Source organism: Oribacterium sp. oral taxon 108 str. F0425 (genome assembly GCF_000214455.1).
Classification (GTDB): domain Bacteria; phylum Bacillota; class Clostridia; order Lachnospirales; family Lachnospiraceae; genus Oribacterium; species Oribacterium asaccharolyticum.
Map to the genome: position 1 here is coordinate 1,489,649 of NZ_AFIH01000001.1, position 22,375 is coordinate 1,512,023.

The 22,375-nt window shown below is 44.7% G+C and carries 14 protein-coding genes; all 14 read right to left on the bottom strand.

Translation table 11 applies throughout. From position 1 onward, the window contains the following. Positions 1 to 121: 121 nt before the first annotated feature. Positions 122 to 2,770, bottom strand: a complete 2,649-nt coding sequence (gene alaS, locus HMPREF9124_RS07060) for an alanine--tRNA ligase (protein WP_009429775.1) — start codon at positions 2,768 to 2,770, stop codon at positions 122 to 124. A 273-nt stretch (positions 2,771 to 3,043) separates the two neighbouring features. Next, positions 3,044 to 3,598, bottom strand: coding sequence for a hypothetical protein (locus HMPREF9124_RS07065; RefSeq protein ID WP_009428778.1), 555 nt, complete (start codon positions 3,596 to 3,598; stop codon positions 3,044 to 3,046). 2 nt (positions 3,599 to 3,600) lie between these two features. Next, entirely contained in the window at positions 3,601 to 4,314 is a 714-nt protein-coding gene (locus tag HMPREF9124_RS07070; protein ID WP_009428203.1) for an ABC transporter ATP-binding protein, read from the bottom strand. Between the two features lies 1 nt (position 4,315). Beyond that, positions 4,316 to 5,074: an ABC transporter ATP-binding protein gene (locus tag HMPREF9124_RS07075; protein ID WP_009427748.1), complete on the bottom strand. Its 759-nt coding sequence runs from the start codon at positions 5,072 to 5,074 to the stop codon at positions 4,316 to 4,318. After that, on the bottom strand, positions 5,071 to 6,129 hold the full coding sequence (locus HMPREF9124_RS07080) for a branched-chain amino acid ABC transporter permease (protein ID WP_009429603.1): 1,059 nt from the start codon (positions 6,127 to 6,129) through the stop codon (positions 5,071 to 5,073). Before HMPREF9124_RS07080 ends, HMPREF9124_RS07075 begins: the two co-directional genes overlap by 4 nt. A gap of 1 nt (position 6,130) precedes the next feature. Continuing rightward, positions 6,131 to 7,012, bottom strand: coding sequence for a branched-chain amino acid ABC transporter permease (locus tag HMPREF9124_RS07085; protein WP_036594690.1), 882 nt, complete (start codon positions 7,010 to 7,012; stop codon positions 6,131 to 6,133). 173 nt (positions 7,013 to 7,185) lie between these two features. Then, positions 7,186 to 8,376 carry an ABC transporter substrate-binding protein gene (locus tag HMPREF9124_RS07090; RefSeq protein WP_009429260.1) on the bottom strand — a complete coding sequence of 397 codons (1,191 nt, stop codon included), beginning with the start codon at positions 8,374 to 8,376 and terminating at the stop codon, positions 7,186 to 7,188. Between the two features lie 179 nt (positions 8,377 to 8,555). Then, positions 8,556 to 9,557 (bottom strand): NAD(P)H-dependent glycerol-3-phosphate dehydrogenase, encoded by a 1,002-nt coding sequence (locus HMPREF9124_RS07095; protein WP_009427736.1) that lies wholly within the window; start codon positions 9,555 to 9,557, stop codon positions 8,556 to 8,558. Between the two features lie 18 nt (positions 9,558 to 9,575). Then, positions 9,576 to 10,247 (bottom strand): glycerol-3-phosphate 1-O-acyltransferase PlsY, encoded by a 672-nt coding sequence (plsY, locus tag HMPREF9124_RS07100; protein ID WP_009428087.1) that lies wholly within the window; start codon positions 10,245 to 10,247, stop codon positions 9,576 to 9,578. Beyond that, positions 10,248 to 11,573 (bottom strand): ribosome biogenesis GTPase Der, encoded by a 1,326-nt coding sequence (gene der / locus HMPREF9124_RS07105; RefSeq protein WP_009428524.1) that lies wholly within the window; start codon positions 11,571 to 11,573, stop codon positions 10,248 to 10,250. It lies immediately after the preceding gene. Between the two features lie 249 nt (positions 11,574 to 11,822). Then, a complete protein-coding gene (gene nifJ / locus HMPREF9124_RS07110) occupies positions 11,823 to 15,359 on the bottom strand; it encodes a pyruvate:ferredoxin (flavodoxin) oxidoreductase (protein WP_009427709.1) in 3,537 nt (1,178 codons plus the stop codon). 199 nt (positions 15,360 to 15,558) lie between these two features. Continuing rightward, positions 15,559 to 17,472 (bottom strand): VanW family protein, encoded by a 1,914-nt coding sequence (locus tag HMPREF9124_RS07115; protein ID WP_009429839.1) that lies wholly within the window; start codon positions 17,470 to 17,472, stop codon positions 15,559 to 15,561. Between the two features lie 297 nt (positions 17,473 to 17,769). Next, positions 17,770 to 20,187: a leucine--tRNA ligase gene (gene leuS, locus HMPREF9124_RS07120; protein WP_009429198.1), complete on the bottom strand. Its 2,418-nt coding sequence runs from the start codon at positions 20,185 to 20,187 to the stop codon at positions 17,770 to 17,772. Between the two features lie 128 nt (positions 20,188 to 20,315). After that, a complete protein-coding gene (selB, locus tag HMPREF9124_RS07125) occupies positions 20,316 to 22,373 on the bottom strand; it encodes a selenocysteine-specific translation elongation factor (RefSeq protein WP_009429334.1) in 2,058 nt (685 codons plus the stop codon). Between the last annotated feature and the right edge of the window lie 2 nt (positions 22,374 to 22,375).

The following is a 22,375-nucleotide window of genomic DNA, read 5'->3' on the forward strand; positions in this document are numbered from 1 at the left end:
TCTCTTGAATCCACTTTTCTTTTCGGGAAAATGACTTCAAAATCTCTTGTTCTATATAAGGTATAAAGTGCAGATTTCGTACAACTTCTTCAAAAGAGAGTGTAAGCTCCTCCATAATGCATCAGCCCTGTAATTGTGCCTGCATCAGTTCCTTTGCCTTCTCTAAGGCATGCGGTATAGCGGAAACATCCTTTCCGCCCGCCTGTGCCATCTGGGGCTTTCCACCGCCACCGCCTCCAAGTACTGCAGCAACCTCTTTTATCAGATTTCCGGAATGAGCGCCTTTCTTTACAGCACCGTCACTGGCTGTCGCCATAAGGACAGGCTTTCCGTCCTCCACGGAAATGAGAAGTACAAAAGCGTTCTCATACTTATCCTTCAAACTGTCTCCCAAGGTTCTAAGACCGTTTCTGTCCACTCCCTGGAGTTCTTTAATGATGACAGAGCATCCGTTCACTGTTTCCGCACTCAGCTCACCCATCTCCTCCTTCGCCATCTTAGCCTTTAGCTTATCAAGGTCGGACTTGCTGGATTTCAACTCCTGTTCCAAGCTCTCTACTCTTTGCAGTAAATGCTCGGGGTCAGACTTTAACTTGGCACTCAGCTCTTTTAGCAACTCCTCTTCCTTTTGGAAGTAGTCAAAAAGATTCTGAGAAGTCAGCGCTTCAATTCTTCTGATACCGGCTGCAATTCCCTGTTCGGAAATAATCTTAAAGCCCTGAATGCTGCCGGACTGAGAAACATGGGTTCCACCGCAAAGCTCTACAGAATAGTCGCCAACGGAAACAACTCGTACCTTGTCTCCGTACTTTTCTCCGAAAAGCGCAATTGCACCGGACTTCTTTGCGTCTTCCAGACTCATTTCTTCCGTCTTTACCAAATCTCCCTTTGCAATTTCCTGATTGACCATCTCTTCGACTTTCTTCAGCTCTTCTTTTGTGAGCGCTGCAAAGTGTGTAAAGTCAAAACGAAGACGCTTATCGTCATAGTAAGCACCGGCCTGCTCCACATGCGGTCCTAAAACGGTTTTTAAGGCCTTTTGCAAAAGGTGGGTAGCCGTATGATTTCTGGCTGTTAAATTTCTGGCCTCTTCATCAACGGAAAGATGAACCCTTTCCTTTACACTGATTTCTCCCTGCTCCATTACACCAAGGTGCGCAATCTTTCCTCCTTGTAAATGAATGGTTTCATCTACCACAAATAAAGAATTCTCTCCGGTGATTTCTCCCTGATCGCCCTGCTGTCCGCCCATAGTGGCATAAAATGGGGTTTTATCCGTAATAATCGCAGCCTTCTGTCCCTCTGTGATTTTTTCACAGATCTTGCCCTGTCCTTCTTCGTCGGATAAGAACACCAAAGCTTGTACCGTGGCATCCTCTTCCAGCCTGTCATAGCCTGTGAACTCCGAACTGATACTCGGATCCAGATTCTGGTAAATATCATCACGGCCCATGTAGTTTGTTGTCTTTCTTGCGGCACGGGCAGTATCCTTTTGTACCTTCATAGCCTTGTGGAAGGCTTCTTCATCGAGATCCATTCCGGCATCTTCCAGGATTTCCTTTGTTAAATCCAGGGGGAATCCGTAGGTATCATAGAGGCGGAAGGCTTCCTCGCCGGAAAGCGTCTTCTCTTTCTTTTTCTGTAAATCCTGAATCAGGGACTGCAGAATCGCAAGACCGTTGTCAATAGTCTTATTAAAGCGCTCTTCTTCCTCGGAAATCACACGAAGAATCATATCCTTCTTCTCCTCCAGTTCCGGATAGCCGTCCTTAGAAAGCGCAATGGCCTTCTCGGAAAGCCTGGCCAGAAAAGCACCTTCGATGCCTAAAATTCTTCCGTGCCTTGCCGCTCTTCTTAGCAGTCTTCTGAAAACATAACCCCTTCCTTCATTGGAAGGCATAATCCCGTCTGACGCCATAAAGGTACAGCTCTTCACATGGTCGGCAATAATACGGAAAGAAACATCATCCTCCTTATTTTCCAGATAACGCTTGTGGGAAAGTTCTGCAATCTCTTCCATCATAGCCTTATTGGTATCCACATCAAAAAGAGAAGGAACATCCTGGCAGACTACCGCAAGTCTTTCCAGTCCCATACCGGTATCAATATTTTTCTGAATCAAATCCGTATAATGCCCATGGCCATCGTTGTTAAACTGTGAGAACACAACATTCCAAACCTCAATAAAACGGTCTCCTTCTCCGCCCATAACATCTTCCGGCCCCGTTCCGTATTTCTCTCCTCTGTCGTAGTAAATCTCCGAGCAAGGACCGCAGGGACCGGCACCGTGCTCCCAGAAATTGTCTTCCTTTCCAAAACGGTATACACGGTCTGCAGGAACTCCGAGTTCCTCTGTCCACACACGGAAAGCCTCTTCATCATCCAGGTAAATACTCGGATAGAGACGGTCCTTCGGAATCCCGACCCGCTCCGTTAGAAACTGCCAAGCAAAATGCAGTGCCTCGGACTTAAAATAATCACCAAAAGAGAAGTTCCCGAGCATCTCAAAAAAAGTACCGTGACGCGCTGTCTTTCCGATATTTTCAATATCACCGGTACGAATACACTTCTGGCAGGTAGAAACTCTTCTCTTAGGTGGAATCTCCTGTCCTGTAAAATAGGGCTTTAAGGGAGCCATACCCGAATTGATTAAAAGCAAGCTGTTATCATTGTGGGGAACCAATGAAAAGCTCTTCAAAATAAGATGATCCTGTTCCTTAAAATAGTCCAGAAACATCTTTCTTAATTCATTTACACCGTATTTTTCCATAAATTCTCCTCTAAAATGTATATTCAACAAGATATGGCAAAGCTATATCCGTTTACGAAATGGCGTGTAAGCCATCCCTTTCTTTCTCAATTCAAACTTCAAAATTATACCCTACTTAGAGGGCAAGTTCAAGCTTAGGCGATACGCAAAAACAGCAAGCCGATACGCAAAAACAGCGAGAAAAAGCTTTTTTAATGCTTCTCTCGCCAACACTATGGAATCCTCCATTTTTTCGCCTATTTTCCAAATTAAAATAGTTTCCAACTCAAAACTTCAGTCGTCACTTTCGGCGGATATCTTCTCCAGTATGGTACTACAGCGCATTTTTGTTAAAGCAATATATTTTTTTAAGTAATCTATATTTTCCTCTACACCCGTCTTATCCTGACTCAGCTCTTTCTTACTTTCCCTGGATCTTTCCGCTAAAAAGATACTTTGCTCCGCAAAAAAATTATCTCTTTCCGCTCCTTTAATTTGCTTACCGTAATAGGAAACCAATCTTTGCAATTCTCCATCATACAGAGACGCTATTTTTTCGTATCGTCTCCTTAATGGCAAGTCTCTTTGCCAATTCTTATCTTTCTCCAGTTCCTCCAGCTTCGAAAACTCATTTTGAAAAAAAGATCCGCTATCTTCTTCCGAAAGTTCTATATCCTCTTCCTCTACGGGAAGAATTTCCTGTGCTTCTACCTGTTGCGGATTTCCCTTTGTTTCATACTGCATAAGCCTTCTCTTCCACTGTCTGTGAAGAAGAAGGCTTATACCCAGTCCGAAAATGATGAGCAGGACTACAAGGATTAAAAATTGCAATAGGCTCTTTTTACTCATTTTTACTCCGAAAGGTAGGCAGCCTTGACCTTTGGATCTTCTAAAAGTTGTTTTGCATCACCTTCCAAGGCAATGGAACCTGTTTCCAGTACATAGGCACGATCCGCAATCATGAGCGCTTTATTCGCATTTTGCTCTACTAAAAGTACCGTAACACCGCTATCGTGAATCATTTGAATGAGGGAAAAGATTTCATTAACATAAATGGGAGAAAGCCCCATAGAAGGTTCATCCAGAAGAATCATTTCCGGCTTGGACATAAGAGCTCTTCCCATCGCAAGCATCTGCTGTTCTCCTCCGGAAAGCGTTCCCGCTACCTGATTACGTCTCTCTTTCAGCCTGGGAAAATGATGATAAATCATTTCCAGACTGTCTTCAATTTCTTTCTTATCTTTTCTGGTATAGGCTCCCAGCATGAGGTTCTGATAAACGGAGAGACTGGCAAAGACTCTTCTTCCCTCCGGAACATGGGCTAATCCTCGCTCTACAAGCTTATGTCCCGGAACCTTTTCAATATGTTTTTCATTATAGATAATTTCTCCGGAGGAAGACGGAATCAGCCCGGTAACCGTCTGTAAGGTACTGGTTTTTCCCGCGCCGTTTGCTCCAATCAAGGTGACGATTTCTCCCTTATTCACATGGAAGGAAATGCCCTTGATTGCATGAATCATGCCGTAATGCACATGTAAATTTTTAACTTCCAGTATCTTTCCCATACTACTCTCCTAAATAGGCTTTAATGACTTTTTCATCGTGCAGAACTTCAGCAGTTTCTCCCTCGGCCAGGACTTGTCCGAAATTGAGTACTGTAAGTCTGTCACAAATTCCCGAGACAAGCTTCATATCATGCTCAATGAGTAAAACGGTCATATCAAAGCGGTCTCGTACAAGACGAATCGTTTCCATGAGTTCTTCCGTCTCACTCGGATTCATTCCCGCAGCCGGCTCATCGAGAAGAAGGAGGCACGGATTTGTAGAAAGAGCTCTCGCAATCTCCAGCTTCCGCTGTTTTCCATAGGGAAGATTTCCTGCAGATTCCCCGGCCAGGTCTTCCAAGTGAAAAACGGAAAGTAAGTCCATAGCCAGATCATCCATGGTCTTTTCTTTCTTAAAATAATTGGGAAGACGGAATATTCCATCTAAAAAACTGTACTTTTGAGACGCAAAATAGCCTGCTTTCACATTGTCCAAAACAGAGAGCTTGTTAAATAAACGAATATTCTGAAAGGTTCTTGCCACTCCCTGATGGTTAATCTTAATACAGCTCATTCCCACCAGATTTTTTCCGTTCAAAAGGATTTCTCCCGCATTCGGCTTATATACCCCCGTAAGAAGGTTGAAAATCGTGGTTTTTCCGGCACCGTTCGGTCCGATTAAGCCGTAAAGTTCATTTTTCTTCACGGAAATATGAAAATTATCCACCGCCTTCAGGCCGCCAAAGGAAATCCCGAGGGCATTTACTTCTAATAAATTCATGCTGTAACCTCCTTTTTACGGAACTTCTGCAAAATGTTCTTCCGAAAGGCAATGAAGCTCGGAGCGGAGGTAAAGAGCATCATTAGAATTAAGACTACTGCATAAATCAGCATTCTATAGTCATTTAAAGAACGAAGCATCTCTGGAAGGAGGGTTAAAACTACGGCAGCAAGAATAGAGCCGCGCATATTACCGATTCCGCCCAATACCACGAAAACCAGAATCATAATGGACTGATTATAGCCGAAGTTTTTCGGAAGTGCCTGCAGAGAACTCAAATTATGGGCATAGAGCACACCCGCTATACCGGCAAAGGCTGCAGAAATAGAAAAGCAAAGTAACTTTAATTTGGTTACCGGAAGGCCGATACTCTCCGCCGCAATGCGGTTGTCACGAATCGCCATCACAGCACGTCCTGTTCTGGAGTGAATAAAATGCTGAATAAAAATCATGGAAAGAATAAGTAAAATCATCCCGATTGTAAAATTGCTGTATTTCGGTGTTCCGGTTATTCCCTGAGCACCCTTGATAATCCATGAGCCGCCTTCGCCCAAAGAAATCGCGTTACTGTCCTTTAAAGAAAAATGCCAGCCTGCCTTATCCACGCCAAAATAAAGCGCATTGATGAGGTTTTTGATAATCTCACCGAAGGCCAGGGTCACAATAGCCAGATAGTCCCCCTTCAAACGAAGTACGGGAATCCCGATTAAAATCCCAAGAACACCCGCGGAAAGTGCTCCGACAAAAAGAGCGATACAAAAAAGTAAAATAGGAGGAAGTCCGCTTCCCTTTAAAAGCATGGAACAGGTTGCGGAGGAAAAGGCTCCCACACACATAAAGCCGGCATGTCCAAGGGAAAGTTCCCCGGATATGCCGACAACCAGGTTTAAGCTGATTGCCAGGATAGAATAAATACAGAGAGGAACCAAAAGGCCCTTCATGAGAGAAGAAACGGATCCGGTCTGTAAAAAGAACTGTACCACAAGATAAACGAGAATCAGTATCCCGTAGTTTAGAAAAATCTCTTTCGATTGCTTTAGTCTTGTTTTATTCATTTTACACCTTCTCCATAATCTTCTTTCCTAAAATGCCGGTCGGCTTAATCAGGAGAACTACAATTAAAACGGAAAACACGATAGCGTCAGACAGCTTTGAAGAAATATAAGCCTTGGACAGGTTTTCTAAAATTCCAAGTAAAATGCCGCCGATAAAGGCTCCCGGAATCGATCCGATTCCTCCAAGTACTGCAGCGACAAAGGCTTTAATACCGGGCATTGCCCCCGTAGTCGGCGTTAAACTCGGATAAGCCGAGCACAGCAGAATTCCCGCCACGCTGGCCAGAGCGGAACCGATAGCAAAAGTCATGGCAATAGTCGCATTGACATTGACCCCCATAAGGCTAGCCGCGCCCTTATCCTCGGAAACGGCAAGCATTGCCTGTCCCGCCTTCGTCTTATGGATAAAGAGAAGGAGAAAAACCGCAACCAAAGCCCCCACAATAATAGTTACTACCGTCTCCCCGGAAATCACAAGATTTCCGCCGGAAAGTTTAATCGGAGAAATTTTCACAAAAGAAGTAAAGCTCTTCGGATTTGCACTAAATAATAATAAAGCCAGATTCTGGAGCAAATAAGAAACGCCGATGGCAGTAATCAATACTGCAAGAGCGTTTGCATTTCGAAGCGGCTTATAGGCAATCCTTTCAATTAATACACCAAGTGCCGTGCAGACCGCCATGCTGAGAAGCACGGCAAGCGGAATAGGAAGGCCCATTTGATTAAAGGCAATAAAAGCCGTATAGCTGCCGACCATGAGTACGTCTCCATGTGCAAAATTCAGCATCTTCGCAATTCCATATACCATGGTATAGCCCAGCGCAATAATGGCATAGACAGAGCCTAAGCTTATACCACTTAAAAGATATGAAATAAAACTCATCATAGAAAAATTTCTCCTTCATAGTAAGAAAAAGGCAAAGCGAAAGCATTGCCTTTTTCCTTATAGCTAAAAACGTAAATCTTGGAGCTTTTATCCATTTACATAAAAACACACAAGCCGAAAATCAAATCCCTGACTGAAATTTTTTATATAAAGAACTGCTCTACAAAGGGTTACTCTGCGGAAACATATGCTCCGTCTTTGATAATAACAGCCTTCGGCTCTTTATCTACATCTCCGGAAGCATCCCACTTCATACCGGAACCGGTAAGACCGTCTAAAGAAATCTCCGTCATGGCCTTCTCCATAGCATCTCCCAACTCGGAAACGCTCTGGTCCGGTGTCAGATTTGCTTTCTCAACGGCAGCTTTGATAGCATAAACCGCATCATAAGCATCCGCAGCAAACTGAATCGGTGTATCCTTGTATTTCTCTTTATAGTTCTTTACAAAGTTTACGGTCAAATCATCTTTAGCATCTGCAGCAAACGGGGTAAGAAGCATCAGACCTTCTGCAAGCTTTGTATCAAAATTCTCCACGTTCAGGATTCCGTCCATACCGTCACATCCGAAGAAGGTCGGCTTATATCCCATAGTATTGGCCTGGGTAAGAACCAAAGCCGCCTCTGTATAGTAGAAAGGAAGGAAAACCAAATCTGCGCCGGAATCCTTCATCTTTTGCAACTGTGTGGAGAAATCCTTGTTGGAATCCGCAGTAAACTGCTCATCCGCTACGATTTCTAATCCCTGCTTCGGAGCTTCTTCCTTGAAAGAATCATGTACACCGGTAGAATATACGTCAGAAGAATCATAAATGATACCGATCTTGGTTCCCAGCTTATGAGAACCGATATACTGTGCAGACTTTGCACCCTGTGCAGGATCGGAGAAGCATACACGGAAGACATTCTTCGGTGCAGTTACTTCCAAAGCGGAACCCGACGGAGAAAGAATAAACATATTATCCGGCTCGGACTCTGTTCCTACAGCGATAGCGGGAGCAGAGGTTGTCGGTCCTACAAGGAACTGCATTCCCCAGTCCTTCAAGCTGTTATACGCATTGATGGCCTTTTCCTGATCATGCTCATCATCGGCTTTCTTATATTCAATCTGATAGCCGTTGATTCCGCCGTTTGCATTGATTTCATTCACCGCAATTTCAGCACCGTTCACTACAGCGTTACCATAGACTGCCGCACCCCCTGTTAAAGGTCCCTGTGCACCGATTTTCCATACTTTTCCGCTTGCATCCGCTTTCTCGGAAGCAGTACCGCTTGTTTCATTACTACTCTTTGTATTCCCGCCGCAAGCGACTAAGGACAAAGCCATAAGTGTCGCCAAGGCAAAACTAATTTGTTTTTTCATTGCAATCCTCCCTTAATTCTTAAAATCTTTCCGTATTATAGGGAAGACTGCCCGGCTTGTCAATTCTTTTTATAACAATATTTACGGAATTTTTATCTTGTTATAACCCAAGGGAATACCTATTATGATTGCAATGCTTTGAAGCTTATTCTTTCCAGCCTCCATTTGCTATATATTGATTAAAAGCCGACGGCCGGGCTTTCACTTCGACTATCCCTGAGCATTAAATCGGATACTGCGTCTTTGGCAGGTTTGCCCTCAAAAAGAACCGCATTCACTTCTTTTACAATCGGAAGATCGACATGGTATTTTTCACCAAGCTTTTTGGCTGCTTTTGCGGCATACACGCCTTCTACGACCTGTCCGACTTCCTTCATTGCTTCTTCGTAAGTCTCACCCTTTCCGATTAGGATTCCCGCTCTTCTGTTTCGGGAATGCTTCGATGCACAGGTAACAATCAGGTCTCCGATTCCGGAAAGTCCGGCAAAAGTTTCCAGATGACATCCCATAGCCTGTCCGAGCCTTGCAATTTCCGCAATTCCCCGCGTAATTAAAGCCGCCATAGTATTGTCTCCGTAACCCAGCCCGTCTGCAATGCCTGCGGCAAGCGCAATGACATTCTTTAAAGCCGCACCGATTTCCACTCCAAGCACATCTTTATTGGTATAAACCCGGAAGGTGTCGCTGATAAATACAGACTGAATCTTTCTTGCCGTCTCTTCCTCCTTAGACGCACAAACTATGGTAGTCGGAATAAAGCGGGATACCTCCTCCGCATGGGAAGGCCCGGAAAGCACGGCAATTTTATTTTCCGGAAAGAACTCTTCCAAAATATCCGTCATGGTAAAGAGCGTACTCTCTTCTATTCCCTTGGAAACTGTCACGAGGATTTGCTCCTTCCTGACAAAGGGAAGCGTTCTTTCAGCCATAGATCTTGTGAAGATGGAAGGCACCGCATAAACCAACACTTCCCCCTCTTTTACAGCCTCTTCCAAAGAAGTAAGAATTGCAATTTCTTTCGGAATCACCACATCTGGAAGATTCATGCATTTTCTGTTCTCCTCCAAATACTTTGCTTCCTTCTCGTCATGAGTCCACAAGTAAACGGAATGCCCATTTTTCCATAGTGTCATCGACAAGGCCGTTCCCCAGCTTCCGGCACCAAGCACTGTGATTTTCATAAAAGCTCCTTTTCAAAATTACCGTTCTTTTTCCCTCGGCTCTTTCTTCTTTTTTCCGAAACGATTTTCCGTACCGTTTAAAAGTCTCTTGATATTTCCTCTATGCTGGAAAATGAGCATAGCCATAAGAAGAAAACTTAAAGCACACATGGGAAGATAAACCGCTTTTGAAAAAGGAAAAAGCAGTGATGTCTTCCCAAACAATACGACAGAGAAGAAAAATACCGTAACAGCCAACATGGATCCGAGACTTACATAGCCGGTAATCAGAACAACCAGAATAAAAAAGAGCAAGAGACAGAGCGTGTAGATTGGGGATAAGGCAATCAAAAGAGCACCTGTACAGGCTACTCCTTTTCCTCCCTTAACCTTGGGAATACAGGGAAAATTATGTCCAAGAATTGCTCCGATACCCGTCACCATCAAAATAAGACTCTTTAAATCCTCATTTTCCGGTTTGAAAAACAGCACCATAAAAAAGATGGGGAGCATACACTTTGCAATATCCATAAGAAGCACGGTAATCCCCGCTTTTTTCCCCAGAGTGCGAAGAATATTCGTGCTGCCCGGATTCCCGGATCCTTCCTTATAGATATCAATTCCCTGGGTTTTTGCATACAAATAGCCGTTAGGGATATTCCCGAAAGTATAACCCACAACTAGGCAGAGCAAAATTTCCTGTACCGACATCTACTTCTCTTCTCCTCTTTCTCTAATGATAAAGCGTATAGGGGTTCCTCTAAAACCGAAGTTCTCCCGAATCTGATTCTCAATATAACGAGTATAGGAGAAATGCATTAACTCCCTGTCATTGACAAAAATCACAAAGGTGGGAGGCGAGACGGAGGCTTGTGTAATATAGAACAGCTTGAGTCTTTTTCCCTTATCGGAAGGCGGTTGCTTCATGGCAGTCGCTTTTGCCATAATTTCATTTAAGACCCCGGTCTTTATGCGCAGAACCTGATTTTCATGAATTCTGTCCACCATCTCAAAAATCTTCTGTGTGCGCTGTCCGGTTTCCGCGGAAATAAAGAGAATCTCCGCATAGTCCATATAAGAAAACTTTTCACGAAGCTTCTTCGTAAACTCCTGCATGGTCTTGTCGTCCTTTTCCACAAGATCCCATTTATTGACTGCCAGGATTACTCCCTTTCCGGATTCATGAGCAATGCCGGCAATACGCGTATCTCCGTCCGTAATACCCTCGGTAGCATCCAGTAAAACAATGCAAATATCGGCCCTATCCACCGCTGAAACGGTTCGAATCACGGAATAACGCTCAATCTCCTCCGTAACTCTCCCCTTTCGACGCAGCCCCGCCGTATCGATAAAAACATATGGAACGCCGTTATGAATGATTTCCGTATCAATGGCGTCTCGAGTCGTTCCGGCAATATCCGAGACAATAACACGGTTCTCTCCCAGAAGTTTATTGGTTAGAGAGCTCTTTCCCACATTCGGTTTTCCGATTAGCGCAATCTTCAAGCGATTATCCTCTTCCGAAGCTTCCCCTTCCTTCGGAAAATGCTTCACCACTTCCTCCAGCAAATCTCCGATTCCCATATGATTTGCAGACGAGACGGCAAAGGGTTCTCCCAAAGCCAAAGAATAAAATTCGTAAATATCATTTCCGAACTTCTTCACACTGTCAACCTTATTCACACAGAGTACAACCGGCTTTTTGGATTTTCTGAGCATATTTGCCACTTCATAGTCTGCATCCACCACTCCGCTTCTCACATCGGTAACAAAAATAATCACATCTGCAGTCTCAATCGCAAGCTCAGCCTGAGAGCGCATTTGCTTCAGTAAAATATCATCGGAAACAGGCTCAATTCCGCCGGTATCGACCAAGGTAAAATGATAATTCAACCAGGACGCTTCGGCATAGATACGATCTCTTGTTACCCCCGGCGTGTCCTGTACGATGGAAATCTGTTTTCCGGCTATTGTATTAAATAGAGTGGATTTTCCCACATTAGGACGCCCCACTACGGCGACAATGGCTTTTCTCACGCTATTCCTCCCTTTCAATACTCGAAATCGATTCATTTTACCATTAATTCAGGATAATGTCACATGCTTAAAAAAATAGCTGAAGAAAAAAAGAAGGGAACAAAGTCCCTTCCTTTTTCTTGAATTCATAACGAGTATCGTGAGCAAAGCGTGCGATATCTCGTTTAATGAGTATCCCTAAAAAACTACGTTGGTCTCATAGAAAGCTGTTGATGAATATAAATCCATCTGCATGAAAAAGTAATTCAATTAGTTGTTGTATAAATCAACCAATCTCTTTAACTTCTCGTATCTCTCTCTAGCTTCCTTCTCGTTCATCTCGTCTAAAGCCTTTGCCCTATCCGGATTCTTCAGAGCCAGAGAAAGGTAACGAACCTCACCCTGTAAGAATTCCTGATAAGATTCAAACTTCGGTTCCTTGGAGTCTAAGCTGAACTTCTTGTCTCCGCCAAGCGGATTGAAACGGAAGTTGTTCCAGTAACCGGCCTCAACGGCAAGCTTCTCTTCGGTCTGTGCCTTAGCCATACCCTTCTTGATACCGTGATTGATACAGGGAGAGTAAGCGATGATAAGAGACGGTCCCGGATATGCCTCCGCCTCGGAAATAGCCTTAACGGTCTGTGCCATATCTGCACCCATTGCGATGTGTGCTACATAAACATAGCCGTAGGACATTGCAATTCCGGCAAGATCCTTCTTCTTGGTCTCCTTACCGCCGGCAGCAAACTGTGCCACAGCACCGGTCGGAGTAGACTTGGAAGACTGTCCGCCTGTGTTGGAGTATACCTCGGTATCAAATACCATAACATTGATATCTTTTCCGGAAGCAAGAACATGATCCAATCCGCCGAATCCGATATCATATGCCCAACCGTCACCACCGAAAATCCACTGGCTCTTCTTTCCTAAGAAGTCCTTATGCTTAAGAAGATCCTTAGATACTTCATCAGTCTTGCCAGCTAACGCTGCAACAAGCTTCTCTGTGGCTGTACCGTTTGTAGCACCAACGGCAAAGGTATCCAAATATTCCTTAGCCGCTTCCACAACAGCGCTGTCCTTATTGTCTTCCACAAGCTTTTCAACCTGTTTCTTTAATCTGTCGCGGATAGCATTCTGTGCAAGAAGCATACCGTAACCAAACTCGGCATTATCCTCAAAGAGGGAATTATCCCAAGCCGGACCCTGTCCCTTTGCGTTTACCGTATACGGTGTAGAGGGAGAAGAGTTACCCCAGATAGAAGAACATCCTGTAGCATTACTGATGTACATTCTCTCTCCGAAAAGCTGTGTGATGAGCTTGGCATACGGTGTCTCTCCACATCCCGGACATGCACCGGAGAACTCGAAGAGCGGTTTCTTAAACTGAGATCCCTTAACGGTAGTCTCCTTAAACTTTGCAATAACCTCTTCCTTCTCGGGAAGCTTAACAGCATAGTCGAAGTACTTCTGACGGTCCAGATTGTCCTCAATTGGGGACATAACAAGAGCCTTCTCGCCCTTCATACCCGGACATACATTTGCACAAGATCCACAGCCTACGCAATCCATTACGGAAACCTTGATACCGAACTTGTAGTTGGGCATTCCGTTCATAGCCTTCTGCTGATCCGCTTCCGGAGCCTTTGCAGCCTCATCCTCCGTATAAGCAAAAGCACGAATTGCGGCATGAGGACAAACATAGGAACAGAAATTACACTGAATACAGTTATCCGGATTCCATGCAGGAACGTTAACAGCAATACCACGCTTTTCGTAAGCAGCTGTTCCAATCGGTGTGGAACCATCTACATAGCTTGTGAAGGCGGAAACCGGAAGATTGTTGCCTTCCTGAGCGGATACATAATTCTGCACATTGTTTACAAAGTCAAGAATATCCTTTCTGCCCTCGGTCTTTGTCTTAAACTCAAGACCTTCATCTGCACAGTTAGCCCATTCCTTCTTTACTTCTACTTCTTCGAAAGCATTGGCACCGGCATCAATTGCAGCCCAGTTCTTCTTAACGACATCTTCACCCTTACGACCGTAGGTCTTCTCAGCGGCATCCTTCATGAGCTTGTTAGCCTGCTCCTTCGGAATGATACCGGTTAAGGTAAAGAATGCGGACTGCAGAATCGTGTTGATACGCGTTGGTCCCATGCCGGTTTCGATACCGATTTTAACACCGTTGATTACGTAGAACTTGATGTTATGCTCAGCCATGTACTTCTTTACCTGGCCCGGAATATGCTTTTCCACCTCATCCTTGGACCATGTACAGTTAAGAAGAAAGGTACCGCCGTCAACCAGCTCCTGTACCATATTAAACTTAGTCATATAGGAAGGATTGTGGCAGGCAACGAAGTTAGCTCTCTTAATAAGGTAAGTAGACTTAATCGGCTTATCACCAAATCTTAAGTGAGACATGGTAACACCGCCGGACTTCTTGGAGTCATAATCGAAGTAAGCCTGTGCATACTTATCCGTATTGTCACCGATAATCTTGATGGAGTTCTTGTTTGCTCCAACGGTTCCGTCAGCTCCCAGTCCCCAGAACTTACAGTTTACGGTTCCTGCAGGAGTCGTAACGATAGACGGCCCAACCTCCAGAGAAAGATGGGTTACATCATCATTGATTCCGATAGTGAATCTCTTCTTATCCTTGTTGTTGTATACAGCTACAATCTGTGCGGGAGTAGTGTCCTTGGAACCTAAGCCGTAACGGCCGGAAAGAACAGTCACGTCCTTAAACTCGCTGTCGGAAAGTGCAGCAACAACATCTAAGTATAAAGGCTCACCGATAGATCCCGGCTCCTTGGTACGATCCAATACGGAGATAGTCTTGACCGTCTTCGGAATAGCCTTCAAGAAAGCATCGGTTGCAAACGGTCTATACAGTCTTACCTTGATTAAACCAAGCTTTGCGCCGGTCTTTTCCGCTAAATAATCGATGGTCTCTTCAATGGTCTCATTTACAGAACCCATAGCCACAATAACGTGCTCTGCATCCTGTGCTCCATAGTAGTTGAACAAGGCATAATTTGTTCCGATCTTCTTGTTTACCTTATCCATGTACTCCTGCACAATAGCCGGAAGTGCATCATAATAAGGATTGCAAGCTTCTCTTGCCTGGAAGAAAATGTCCGGATTCTGTGCGGAACCTCTCTCAACCGGGTGATTCGGGTTTAATGCATTCTTACGGAAAGCATCAATATACTCCCAATCTACCATATCCTTCAAATCTTCATAATCCCACTCTTCAATCTTCTGGATCTCGTGAGAAGTACGGAAACCGTCGAAGAAGTTAATGAAAGGAAGTCTTCCCTTTAAGGCAGCAAGGTGCGCAACCGGAGTTAAGTCCATAACTTCCTGTACGGAAGATTCGCAAAGCAGTGCGGCACCGGTCTGACGACAAGCCATAACATCGGAATGATCTCCGAAGATGGAAAGCGCATGTGTTGCAACAGCTCTTGCAGATACATCAAAAACACCGGGAAGCTGCTCTCCGGCAATCTTATAAATATCCGGAATCATAAGGAGTAAACCTTGGGATGCCGTAAAAGTAGTTGTTAAAGCACCGGCAGCGAGTGCTCCGTGTACTGCTCCTGCAGCACCGGCCTCGGACTGCATCTCCGTTACCTGAACGGTTTCCCCGAGAATGTTCTGTCTTCCCTCTGTTGCCCACTCATCCACATGCTCAGGCATAACAGAAGAAGGTGTAATCGGGAAAATTGCAGCCACTTCCGAGAACGCATAGGATGCATGAGCCGCAGCCTGGTTACCGTCCATGGTCTTCATTTTTCTTGCCATAAAATACCCTCCTGAAAAAAATGAAACATTATCCTTAAAGTCCCTTTTAGGACCTTACATACCGAAAATTAGTATAACATTCCCCCTTTGAAAAGCAATGGAATTTGCCTCCGTTCCTTATTTAGTACAATTATCAAAACTTTCACAAAAAAGAGTATTAAACGCAATGCGCTCAATACTCTTTTTAAATACTCTTCTATTAATCGGAACCGGGCCCCGGAGAAATGTAGTCTTCTGCTGTAGTCGTTACCGTATTGCTTCCACTCGGTCCATTGGAAATCACCGGATTTTCAGCGGTTTTAGACTCACTTTGCTTCGTTTCCGAACTCTTTGTTTCCTGTGCAGAGCTTGCCTGCGTACTTCCGGTCTGACTCTCTGCCGCAGAGGAACTTTCCGTACTGCCCTCCGCATATTTTTTCGGAGTATGCCCTTTATAGCTGGCATAATGGTCTTTCACCTTCTCGGTCTTTCCGTCTTTCGTAATGACCTTGAACGCCTGCCATTCGGATCCGGCGGAACCGCTACTCTCCTTGCCCTGTTCAGGGGTAATGATCTGAGGCTGCGGAACAGGTAAATCTTTAACTTTCTCCGATACCAGTTCCCACTTCACTCCCTCCGGAAGAACCGGCAAACCGTATATTTGTACCGTAGCCGTTTGATCCTTGTACCAAGCCAAAATACCGACAGCGTGCTTGGAATTGTTTACAAATTTATAATCCGGTCCCGGCCAGGAAACGGTCGCATCGGTTCCCGGTGTAACATAAGTCGGGGCAAAGGTATGCGCTCTTCTATAGGTAGTCGTAAGTCCTGCACGAAATACCGCGTTATAAAGTGTAGAGGAAATCTGGCAAACGCCTCCTCCAACTTCTTCCACAACTTCTCCCTGGTTGTAAGCAGCTGCAGGTTTATAGCCCTTCTCCGCCGTTCTTTGTCCGACAATAGTATTAAAGGAAAACTCCTCGCCGGGCTCTAACACCGTACCGTTTACCGCCTCTGCGGCAAGCTTGACATTCGTATTCCGCAACTGATTAGAGGTTGTTTTTGTGGTTACGCTGGCAATAATTTTATATTTATCCTTAATAGAGTCGGTTGAAGCCGGAATGGCGGAACCAACAGTCTCTACTTCCCCGGAAAACTCTTTTGCATCGAGCAAATCCATAACCTTCTTGGCTGTATCGCTTACATTAACGGCATAGCCGTCCTTGGTTCCTCCAAATTCAAATTCTCCGGTTGATTTGTTGTATTTTGTAATATCTCCGTTTTGCGGAGCCATCTTCCAAACAATCGCAAGCTGATTCACATAGTCCGTTATCTTATCGCTGAAATTCGGCAGTTGTAACACATAGTCCGCTGTAGGAGCCTGCGTTTCCGTTTCCGTTGTACTTTCTTCTTTTTTCTTCTTTTTCTTTTTTTCTTTCTCGGTAGAGCTTTCCTCCGTACTGCTCACAGCGGTTTCACTTTCCTTGTATGCCGTAAAAATTTGCTCTACAAAATCGTGAATACTGTCTTCCAGCAAATCCGGAACGTTGTATTCCGTTTTTTCCGGTCGTATGCTCACATCGGAAAGAGAATTGGCAATTTTAACAATTTCCTCCGTACCCTGGTCATCTACTCCGTCATCAGAGCTGCTATTCTCTTTATGCTCCGGAAACTCCGGCATGGAAAAATACTGAATATTGGGATTCGCATTTTTAATCACAATATTCCACTGGTAGGATTTGTGCAGAAAATCCTCCACTTCCTCCTTGGTCATGCCCTTCATATTTAAAAGTTCGGCACCCTTCTTGAAAGCAGAGTAATCTAAATATAAATCTTTTTGAATTGCATCGGGATTGATTGCCTGTGTTTCTACCGCACTTTCCGTCTCTTCCGCATGAGAAGAAGGACGGGACAGCGCATAAACTCCCGTACCCAGTACGGCAATAGCCAAAACACCGATTAACACAAAAGGAAATGGAGATTTTTTATTGGGTCTTCTTCCACTTCCGCCGTTTCCGCTACTTCTCCCGGACCTTACTCCTCTATCGTTATAGCTGTAGGATGCGCTACGACTTCTGGAACTTCCCTGCGCTCTACTGACTCCTCTTGATAATCTTCTTTGACTGGCTAGCATATTTCATCCTCTGTCTTCTATACAAACAAGATCACAGTATCCTCCTGTGACTCCACAATAAATTGGATAAGCACTTTCCGTAAAGTTTGAAAACAAAATAAATATTGCACAATTCTCTCATAACAACATGGCAATAAGGATAGCATCTGCCTGTTCTGCTATTCGATATTGATTACGAAAAGGCATCGTTTCCTAATACAGAAAACGACGCCCTTTATCATACCACAGTATTTTTTTTGTGTAGAAAAACTTCCTAAAATCTTTCTGTAGTCAGTCACAAAATTGTAAGAAAAAGAATCAAGCTTTTACTACAAAATTCACAATCTTACCCGGAACATAAACTTCCTTGATAAGATTACCCGAAAGCTTGTCTCCGAGAGCTTTCTTCGCCTCTGTTAAAATACTCTCCTTATCGATATCCTTAGGCACCTCGAGTACAGTCTTTACTTTCCCGTTAATCTGCACCGGCACCTTGATTTCATCCGATTCTCTTTCCTTATCGCTGTACTCCGGCCAGTTTGCGGAAAAGACGGAAGTCTCTCCGCCGCATAAATGATAGCATTCCTCCGCAATATGCGGTGCAAAAGGAGCCAGTAAGATGGAGAAGGTCTTTAAAGTCTCTAAATCCATTCCACCTTCTCTTTTAGCGATATCGAGCATAGCGTTGTTATACTCCATAAAACCGGAAACCACGGTGTTTAAGTTAAAGCTTTCGAAACGCTCCTCAATATCATGAATTAAGTTATGGCGAAGGCGAACCATCTCCTTTGTCTCTGCTACATTTTTCTCTTTGGAATCGAGTACCAGAGAATAGAAACGGTTTAAGAAACGGTAAACGCCGTCTATTCCTCTTGCGTCCCAGGCTGCATCCAGCTCGGGAGGACCGACAAAAAGTTCATAAAGACGCAGGGCATCACAGCCGTAATCTGCCACCAGATCATCCGGAGAAACTACATTTCCCATGGACTTGGACATCTTCTGCCCGTCCGGTCCTAAAATCATGCCTTGATTAAAGAGCTTTTTAAAAGGCTCCTTAAACCCTACCACACCGATGTCATAGAGGAACTTCGTCCAGAACCGGGAATAGAGCAGGTGAAGCACCGCATGCTCCACTCCTCCGATATACATATCCACCGGAAGATACTTATCCGCCTTTTCCCTGCTGATCAGTTCTTTGTCATTGTATTTATCCACATAACGGATAAAGTACCAAGAGGAGCCTGCCCACTGGGGCATCGTGTTCGTCTCTCTCTTTGCCTTTCCGCCGCATTTCGGACAAGTACAGTTTACCCATTCGGGAATGCCGGCAAGAGGGGATTCTCCCGTTCCGCTCGGCTCATAATGCTCTACCTCGGGAAGCTTTAAGGGCAATTCCTCAACCGGAACCGCAACATTTCCACATTTCGGGCAGTGCACGATGGGAATCGGTTCTCCCCAGTAACGCTGTCTGGAGAATACCCAGTCTCTTAATTTATAGCTGACGGTCTTCTTACCGAGACCCTTCTTCTCTATATCTTCCGGAGCGCTTTCTTTCAATACGGAGGATTCCTGTCCGTTCCAAGCGCCGGAATTAATCATTACTCCGCTTGCTTCCGTATAAGCCTCTGTCAGTTCCTCTTCCTTTCCGTCCTTGGAAATAACCTGCACGATCGGAAGATCGAATTTCTTCGCAAAGGCAAAGTCACGGGAATCATGCGCAGGCACGCACATGATAGCGCCGGTTCCGTGATCGGCAAGTACATAGTCGGATATCCAAACCGGGGTCTTCTTGCCGTTCATCGGATTGATAACATAAGCCCCGGTAAAGACACCGGTCTTATCCTTATCCGTAACGGCCATTCTGTCCACATTGGACTTGTTTGCCGCTTTTTGAATATATTCCTCTACCTCGGGAAGCTTCTCCGCTGTTGTAATCTTTTTTACCAAAGGATGTTCCGGAGCAAGAACCAGGAAAGTCGCGCCGTAAAGCGTATCGGGTCTTGTGGTAAAGACTGTAATCTTCTCTTCGGAGTTCTCCAGCTTGAAATCCACCTCTGCACCGTAAGAGCGACCAATCCACTCCGCCTGCATCTTCTTTACCTTTTCCGGCCAGTCCAGCGTGTCCAGGTCATCGAGTAAACGGTCCGCATAAGCGGTAATCTTCAGCATCCACTGGCGAAGATTTTTCTTCGTCACTGCAGTTCCGCATCGCTCGCACTTTCCGTCTACCACCTCTTCGTTCGCAAGTCCGGTCTTACAGCTTGGACACCAGTTGATAGGGAACTCCTTCTCATAGGCAAGACCCTTCTCAAACATTTTCACAAAAATCCACTGTGTCCACTTAAAATAATCCGGATCCGTGGTGTTCAGCTCCATATCCCAGTCATAAATGGCGTTAATCTGCTGCAGCTGCCTCTTTATATTTTCCACATTCTTTTTGGTCGTAATAGACGGATGAATGCCCATCTTGATAGCATAGTTTTCCGCAGGAAGACCGAAGGCATCCCAGCCCATGGGGTGAATCACATATTTCCCCTTAATCAACTGGTAACGAGACCAGGCATCGGAAATCACATATCCTCTCCAGTGTCCCACATGTAAGCCGGAGCCGGAAGGGTATGGAAACATATCCAAACAATAATACTTTTCCTTCTTATCATCTTTCGGATTAATGGGATTCTTCTCCCAGAATTCCTGCCACTTCTTTTCCACTTGTGCATGATTATATCTTGCCATGTTTCACCTCTATCTTCCTACAACAATGCTGTTTATTGTATATCCAAACTTCGAGTCTCGTCAAGGCGTAGACCGCGTGCCAGCTGATTTCTTAAAACTGAGTCAGCTTAAAGCTATCCCTTATTGCTTTATGGCACAGACCGCGCACTTTCAAAGCCTCTATCCTTCGTTATCCCCATTCTGTCCGTCGCCTTAAAGAAGAGCTTCGCATTTTTCCGGGAGATTCCGAACTCTTCCCGAAGCGCATCGATGGTGATTTCTCCCTCTTTTTCCATTTTATCCAGAGAAAAATTCTTTAAGTTTTCGAAGAGTTTTCGGAGCGTATAGTATTCTCCGTCCAGCTTGACGAGTGTTCCCTTATTTTCCAAGCTTGCCACAACATCGCTAAGGCGATTTTTTTCCTCCGAAAGCCAGAAATGATCGGAAAGTTTCATAAAGCTGTACTTTCCTTTTTGCATATCGTTTACAAGAGCATTGGCAATCTTCGTGTACAGGGCATCCTTGACCGGCTTGTAATCCGATAAGGCAATAAATCCCTCGCCGAAGCGAAAATCCCCCTTCTCTTCCCAAGCTTTTAAGAGAGCCTTATACGTATTTTTGTTGTAGGAAGAGAAGAGCTTACTATGAAGCACCACGGACTTTTCCCCCAATTTATACGGATTCTTCTTGTGAAAATCCCGAAGGTAATCCTCTAGTTCTTTTCGCATAAGCATTTCCTCTTCGGAAAGAATAGCAAAAAGTTCCCCATTCAGCTCTATTGTAAAAAGAAAAGTGTTCCCATTCTCTTCCGTAAAGAAGACACTGTTCGTATTGTTGTCCACATCGGAGGAAACTAAGTGGCTTATCTTTTCCTTCTCTACAATTTCCTGAATTTTCGGAAAACCGCTGAAGCGTTTTTTCAATTCCGTAAAAGAGCTGAAGTTTCTCTTCCGCTTTTTTAAGAAAGATGCGAGTAAAGCCTCTTCACCCTCATTTTCCAAAGCTTCCAAAAATGTAAGCGGAAATCTTCCCCTTCTATGACGCCCACTTGGACAAGGATCCAAAACAAACCCTCCTCCGAGCGTCTCGCCCTCCGCATCATTTCTAAGAATAAAACGTTCCCGAAAAACGGACACCGTCTTTTCCTGAAGTTGTAGCTGGACGAAAGAGGACTCTCCTTTTTTTATCCTTTCTCCCTCCAAAAAAATGACCTTACACGGGATGTGCGCAGTCCCTATCATTAATTCCAAGTGCTGATTATGCTTTATTTCGAAAAACGGAGAAATACATTCTATACGGCAGTCTAAGAGGAAGCTTGGCTGTAAGCTTCCCTTTTCCGCTATGATATCTCCTTTTTTACAGGCTGCTTTCTCCATTCCTTGCAGATTCAGCGCGATTCTTTCCCCTGCAAAGGCTGAGTTCACATCTTCCCCATGTACCTGTATATTTCGTACTTTTACTTCTCTTTCTTCGGGATAAAGTAAGTAAACTCCGGCGGCACCCCCGCTTTCTCCGCTATCACCGGCTTCTCGAATTTCCTCGCTTACTCCGCTTTTTCCGCTGTGCTTATCCTTTTGAATCTTACCGGAAAGAGCCGTCCCGGTAACGATGGTTCCGGCACCTGCCACGGAAAACACTCTATCCACCGGCATGCGAAAGACTCCCTTGGAAGACTTTCCCACTATTTTCTCCGCTTCCTCGCTTAAATACGTTTTTAAAGCGGAAATCCCCTCTCCCGTATACGAGGAAATCGAAAATATCTTCGGCTCCGGCTCATGCCGGAAAAATGTTTTATAAAGTTCGCGAACTTCCTCTTCTCTTTTTAATAAAAGAGAAGAATCCACAAGATCCACCATAGTAAGCACTAAAACGACTTTCTTTATCTGAAGCAGACGAAGAATCGCAAGGTGCTCCTCCGTCTGCGGCATGACACCTTCCTTTGCCGAAACAACAAGGAGAACCAAATCCATTCCCATAGCACCGGAGACCATACTGCGAATGAATTTTTCATGTCCCGGCGTATCAATTATGGAAATCTTCTTTCCGGACGGAAGTAAAAGAGAGGCAAAGCCCAATGCAATGCTCATTCCTCTTTCTTTTTCTTCTTTCAGTCTGTCCGTATCACAACCGCACAAGGCTTTCACGAGGGCCGTCTTTCCATGATCGATATGTCCGGCAGTGCCGATTACGTAATGTCTTTCCTCCATAC

Bases quoted from the DNA above. Each gene is read 5' to 3' on its own strand.
- HMPREF9124_RS07085 (WP_036594690.1), bottom strand. From the start codon at position 7,012: ATGAGTTTTATTTCATATCTTTTAAGTGGTATAAGCTTAGGCTCTGTC.
- HMPREF9124_RS07095 (WP_009427736.1), bottom strand. From the start codon at position 9,557: ATGAAAATCACAGTGCTTGGTGCCGGAAGCTGGGGAACGGCCTTGTCG.
- HMPREF9124_RS07090 (WP_009429260.1), bottom strand. From the start codon at position 8,376: ATGAAAAAACAAATTAGTTTTGCCTTGGCGACACTTATGGCTTTGTCC.
- nifJ (WP_009427709.1), bottom strand. From the start codon at position 15,359: ATGGCAAGAAAAATGAAGACCATGGACGGTAACCAGGCTGCGGCTCAT.
- plsY (WP_009428087.1), bottom strand. From the start codon at position 10,247: ATGTCGGTACAGGAAATTTTGCTCTGCCTAGTTGTGGGTTATACTTTC.
- selB (WP_009429334.1), bottom strand. From the start codon at position 22,373: ATGGAGGAAAGACATTACGTAATCGGCACTGCCGGACATATCGATCAT.
- HMPREF9124_RS07080 (WP_009429603.1), bottom strand. From the start codon at position 6,129: ATGAATAAAACAAGACTAAAGCAATCGAAAGAGATTTTTCTAAACTAC.
- alaS (WP_009429775.1), bottom strand. From the start codon at position 2,770: ATGGAAAAATACGGTGTAAATGAATTAAGAAAGATGTTTCTGGACTAT.
- leuS (WP_009429198.1), bottom strand. From the start codon at position 20,187: ATGGCAAGATATAATCATGCACAAGTGGAAAAGAAGTGGCAGGAATTC.
- HMPREF9124_RS07065 (WP_009428778.1), bottom strand. From the start codon at position 3,598: ATGAGTAAAAAGAGCCTATTGCAATTTTTAATCCTTGTAGTCCTGCTC.
- HMPREF9124_RS07070 (WP_009428203.1), bottom strand. From the start codon at position 4,314: ATGGGAAAGATACTGGAAGTTAAAAATTTACATGTGCATTACGGCATG.
- HMPREF9124_RS07115 (WP_009429839.1), bottom strand. From the start codon at position 17,472: ATGCTAGCCAGTCAAAGAAGATTATCAAGAGGAGTCAGTAGAGCGCAG.
- HMPREF9124_RS07075 (WP_009427748.1), bottom strand. From the start codon at position 5,074: ATGAATTTATTAGAAGTAAATGCCCTCGGGATTTCCTTTGGCGGCCTG.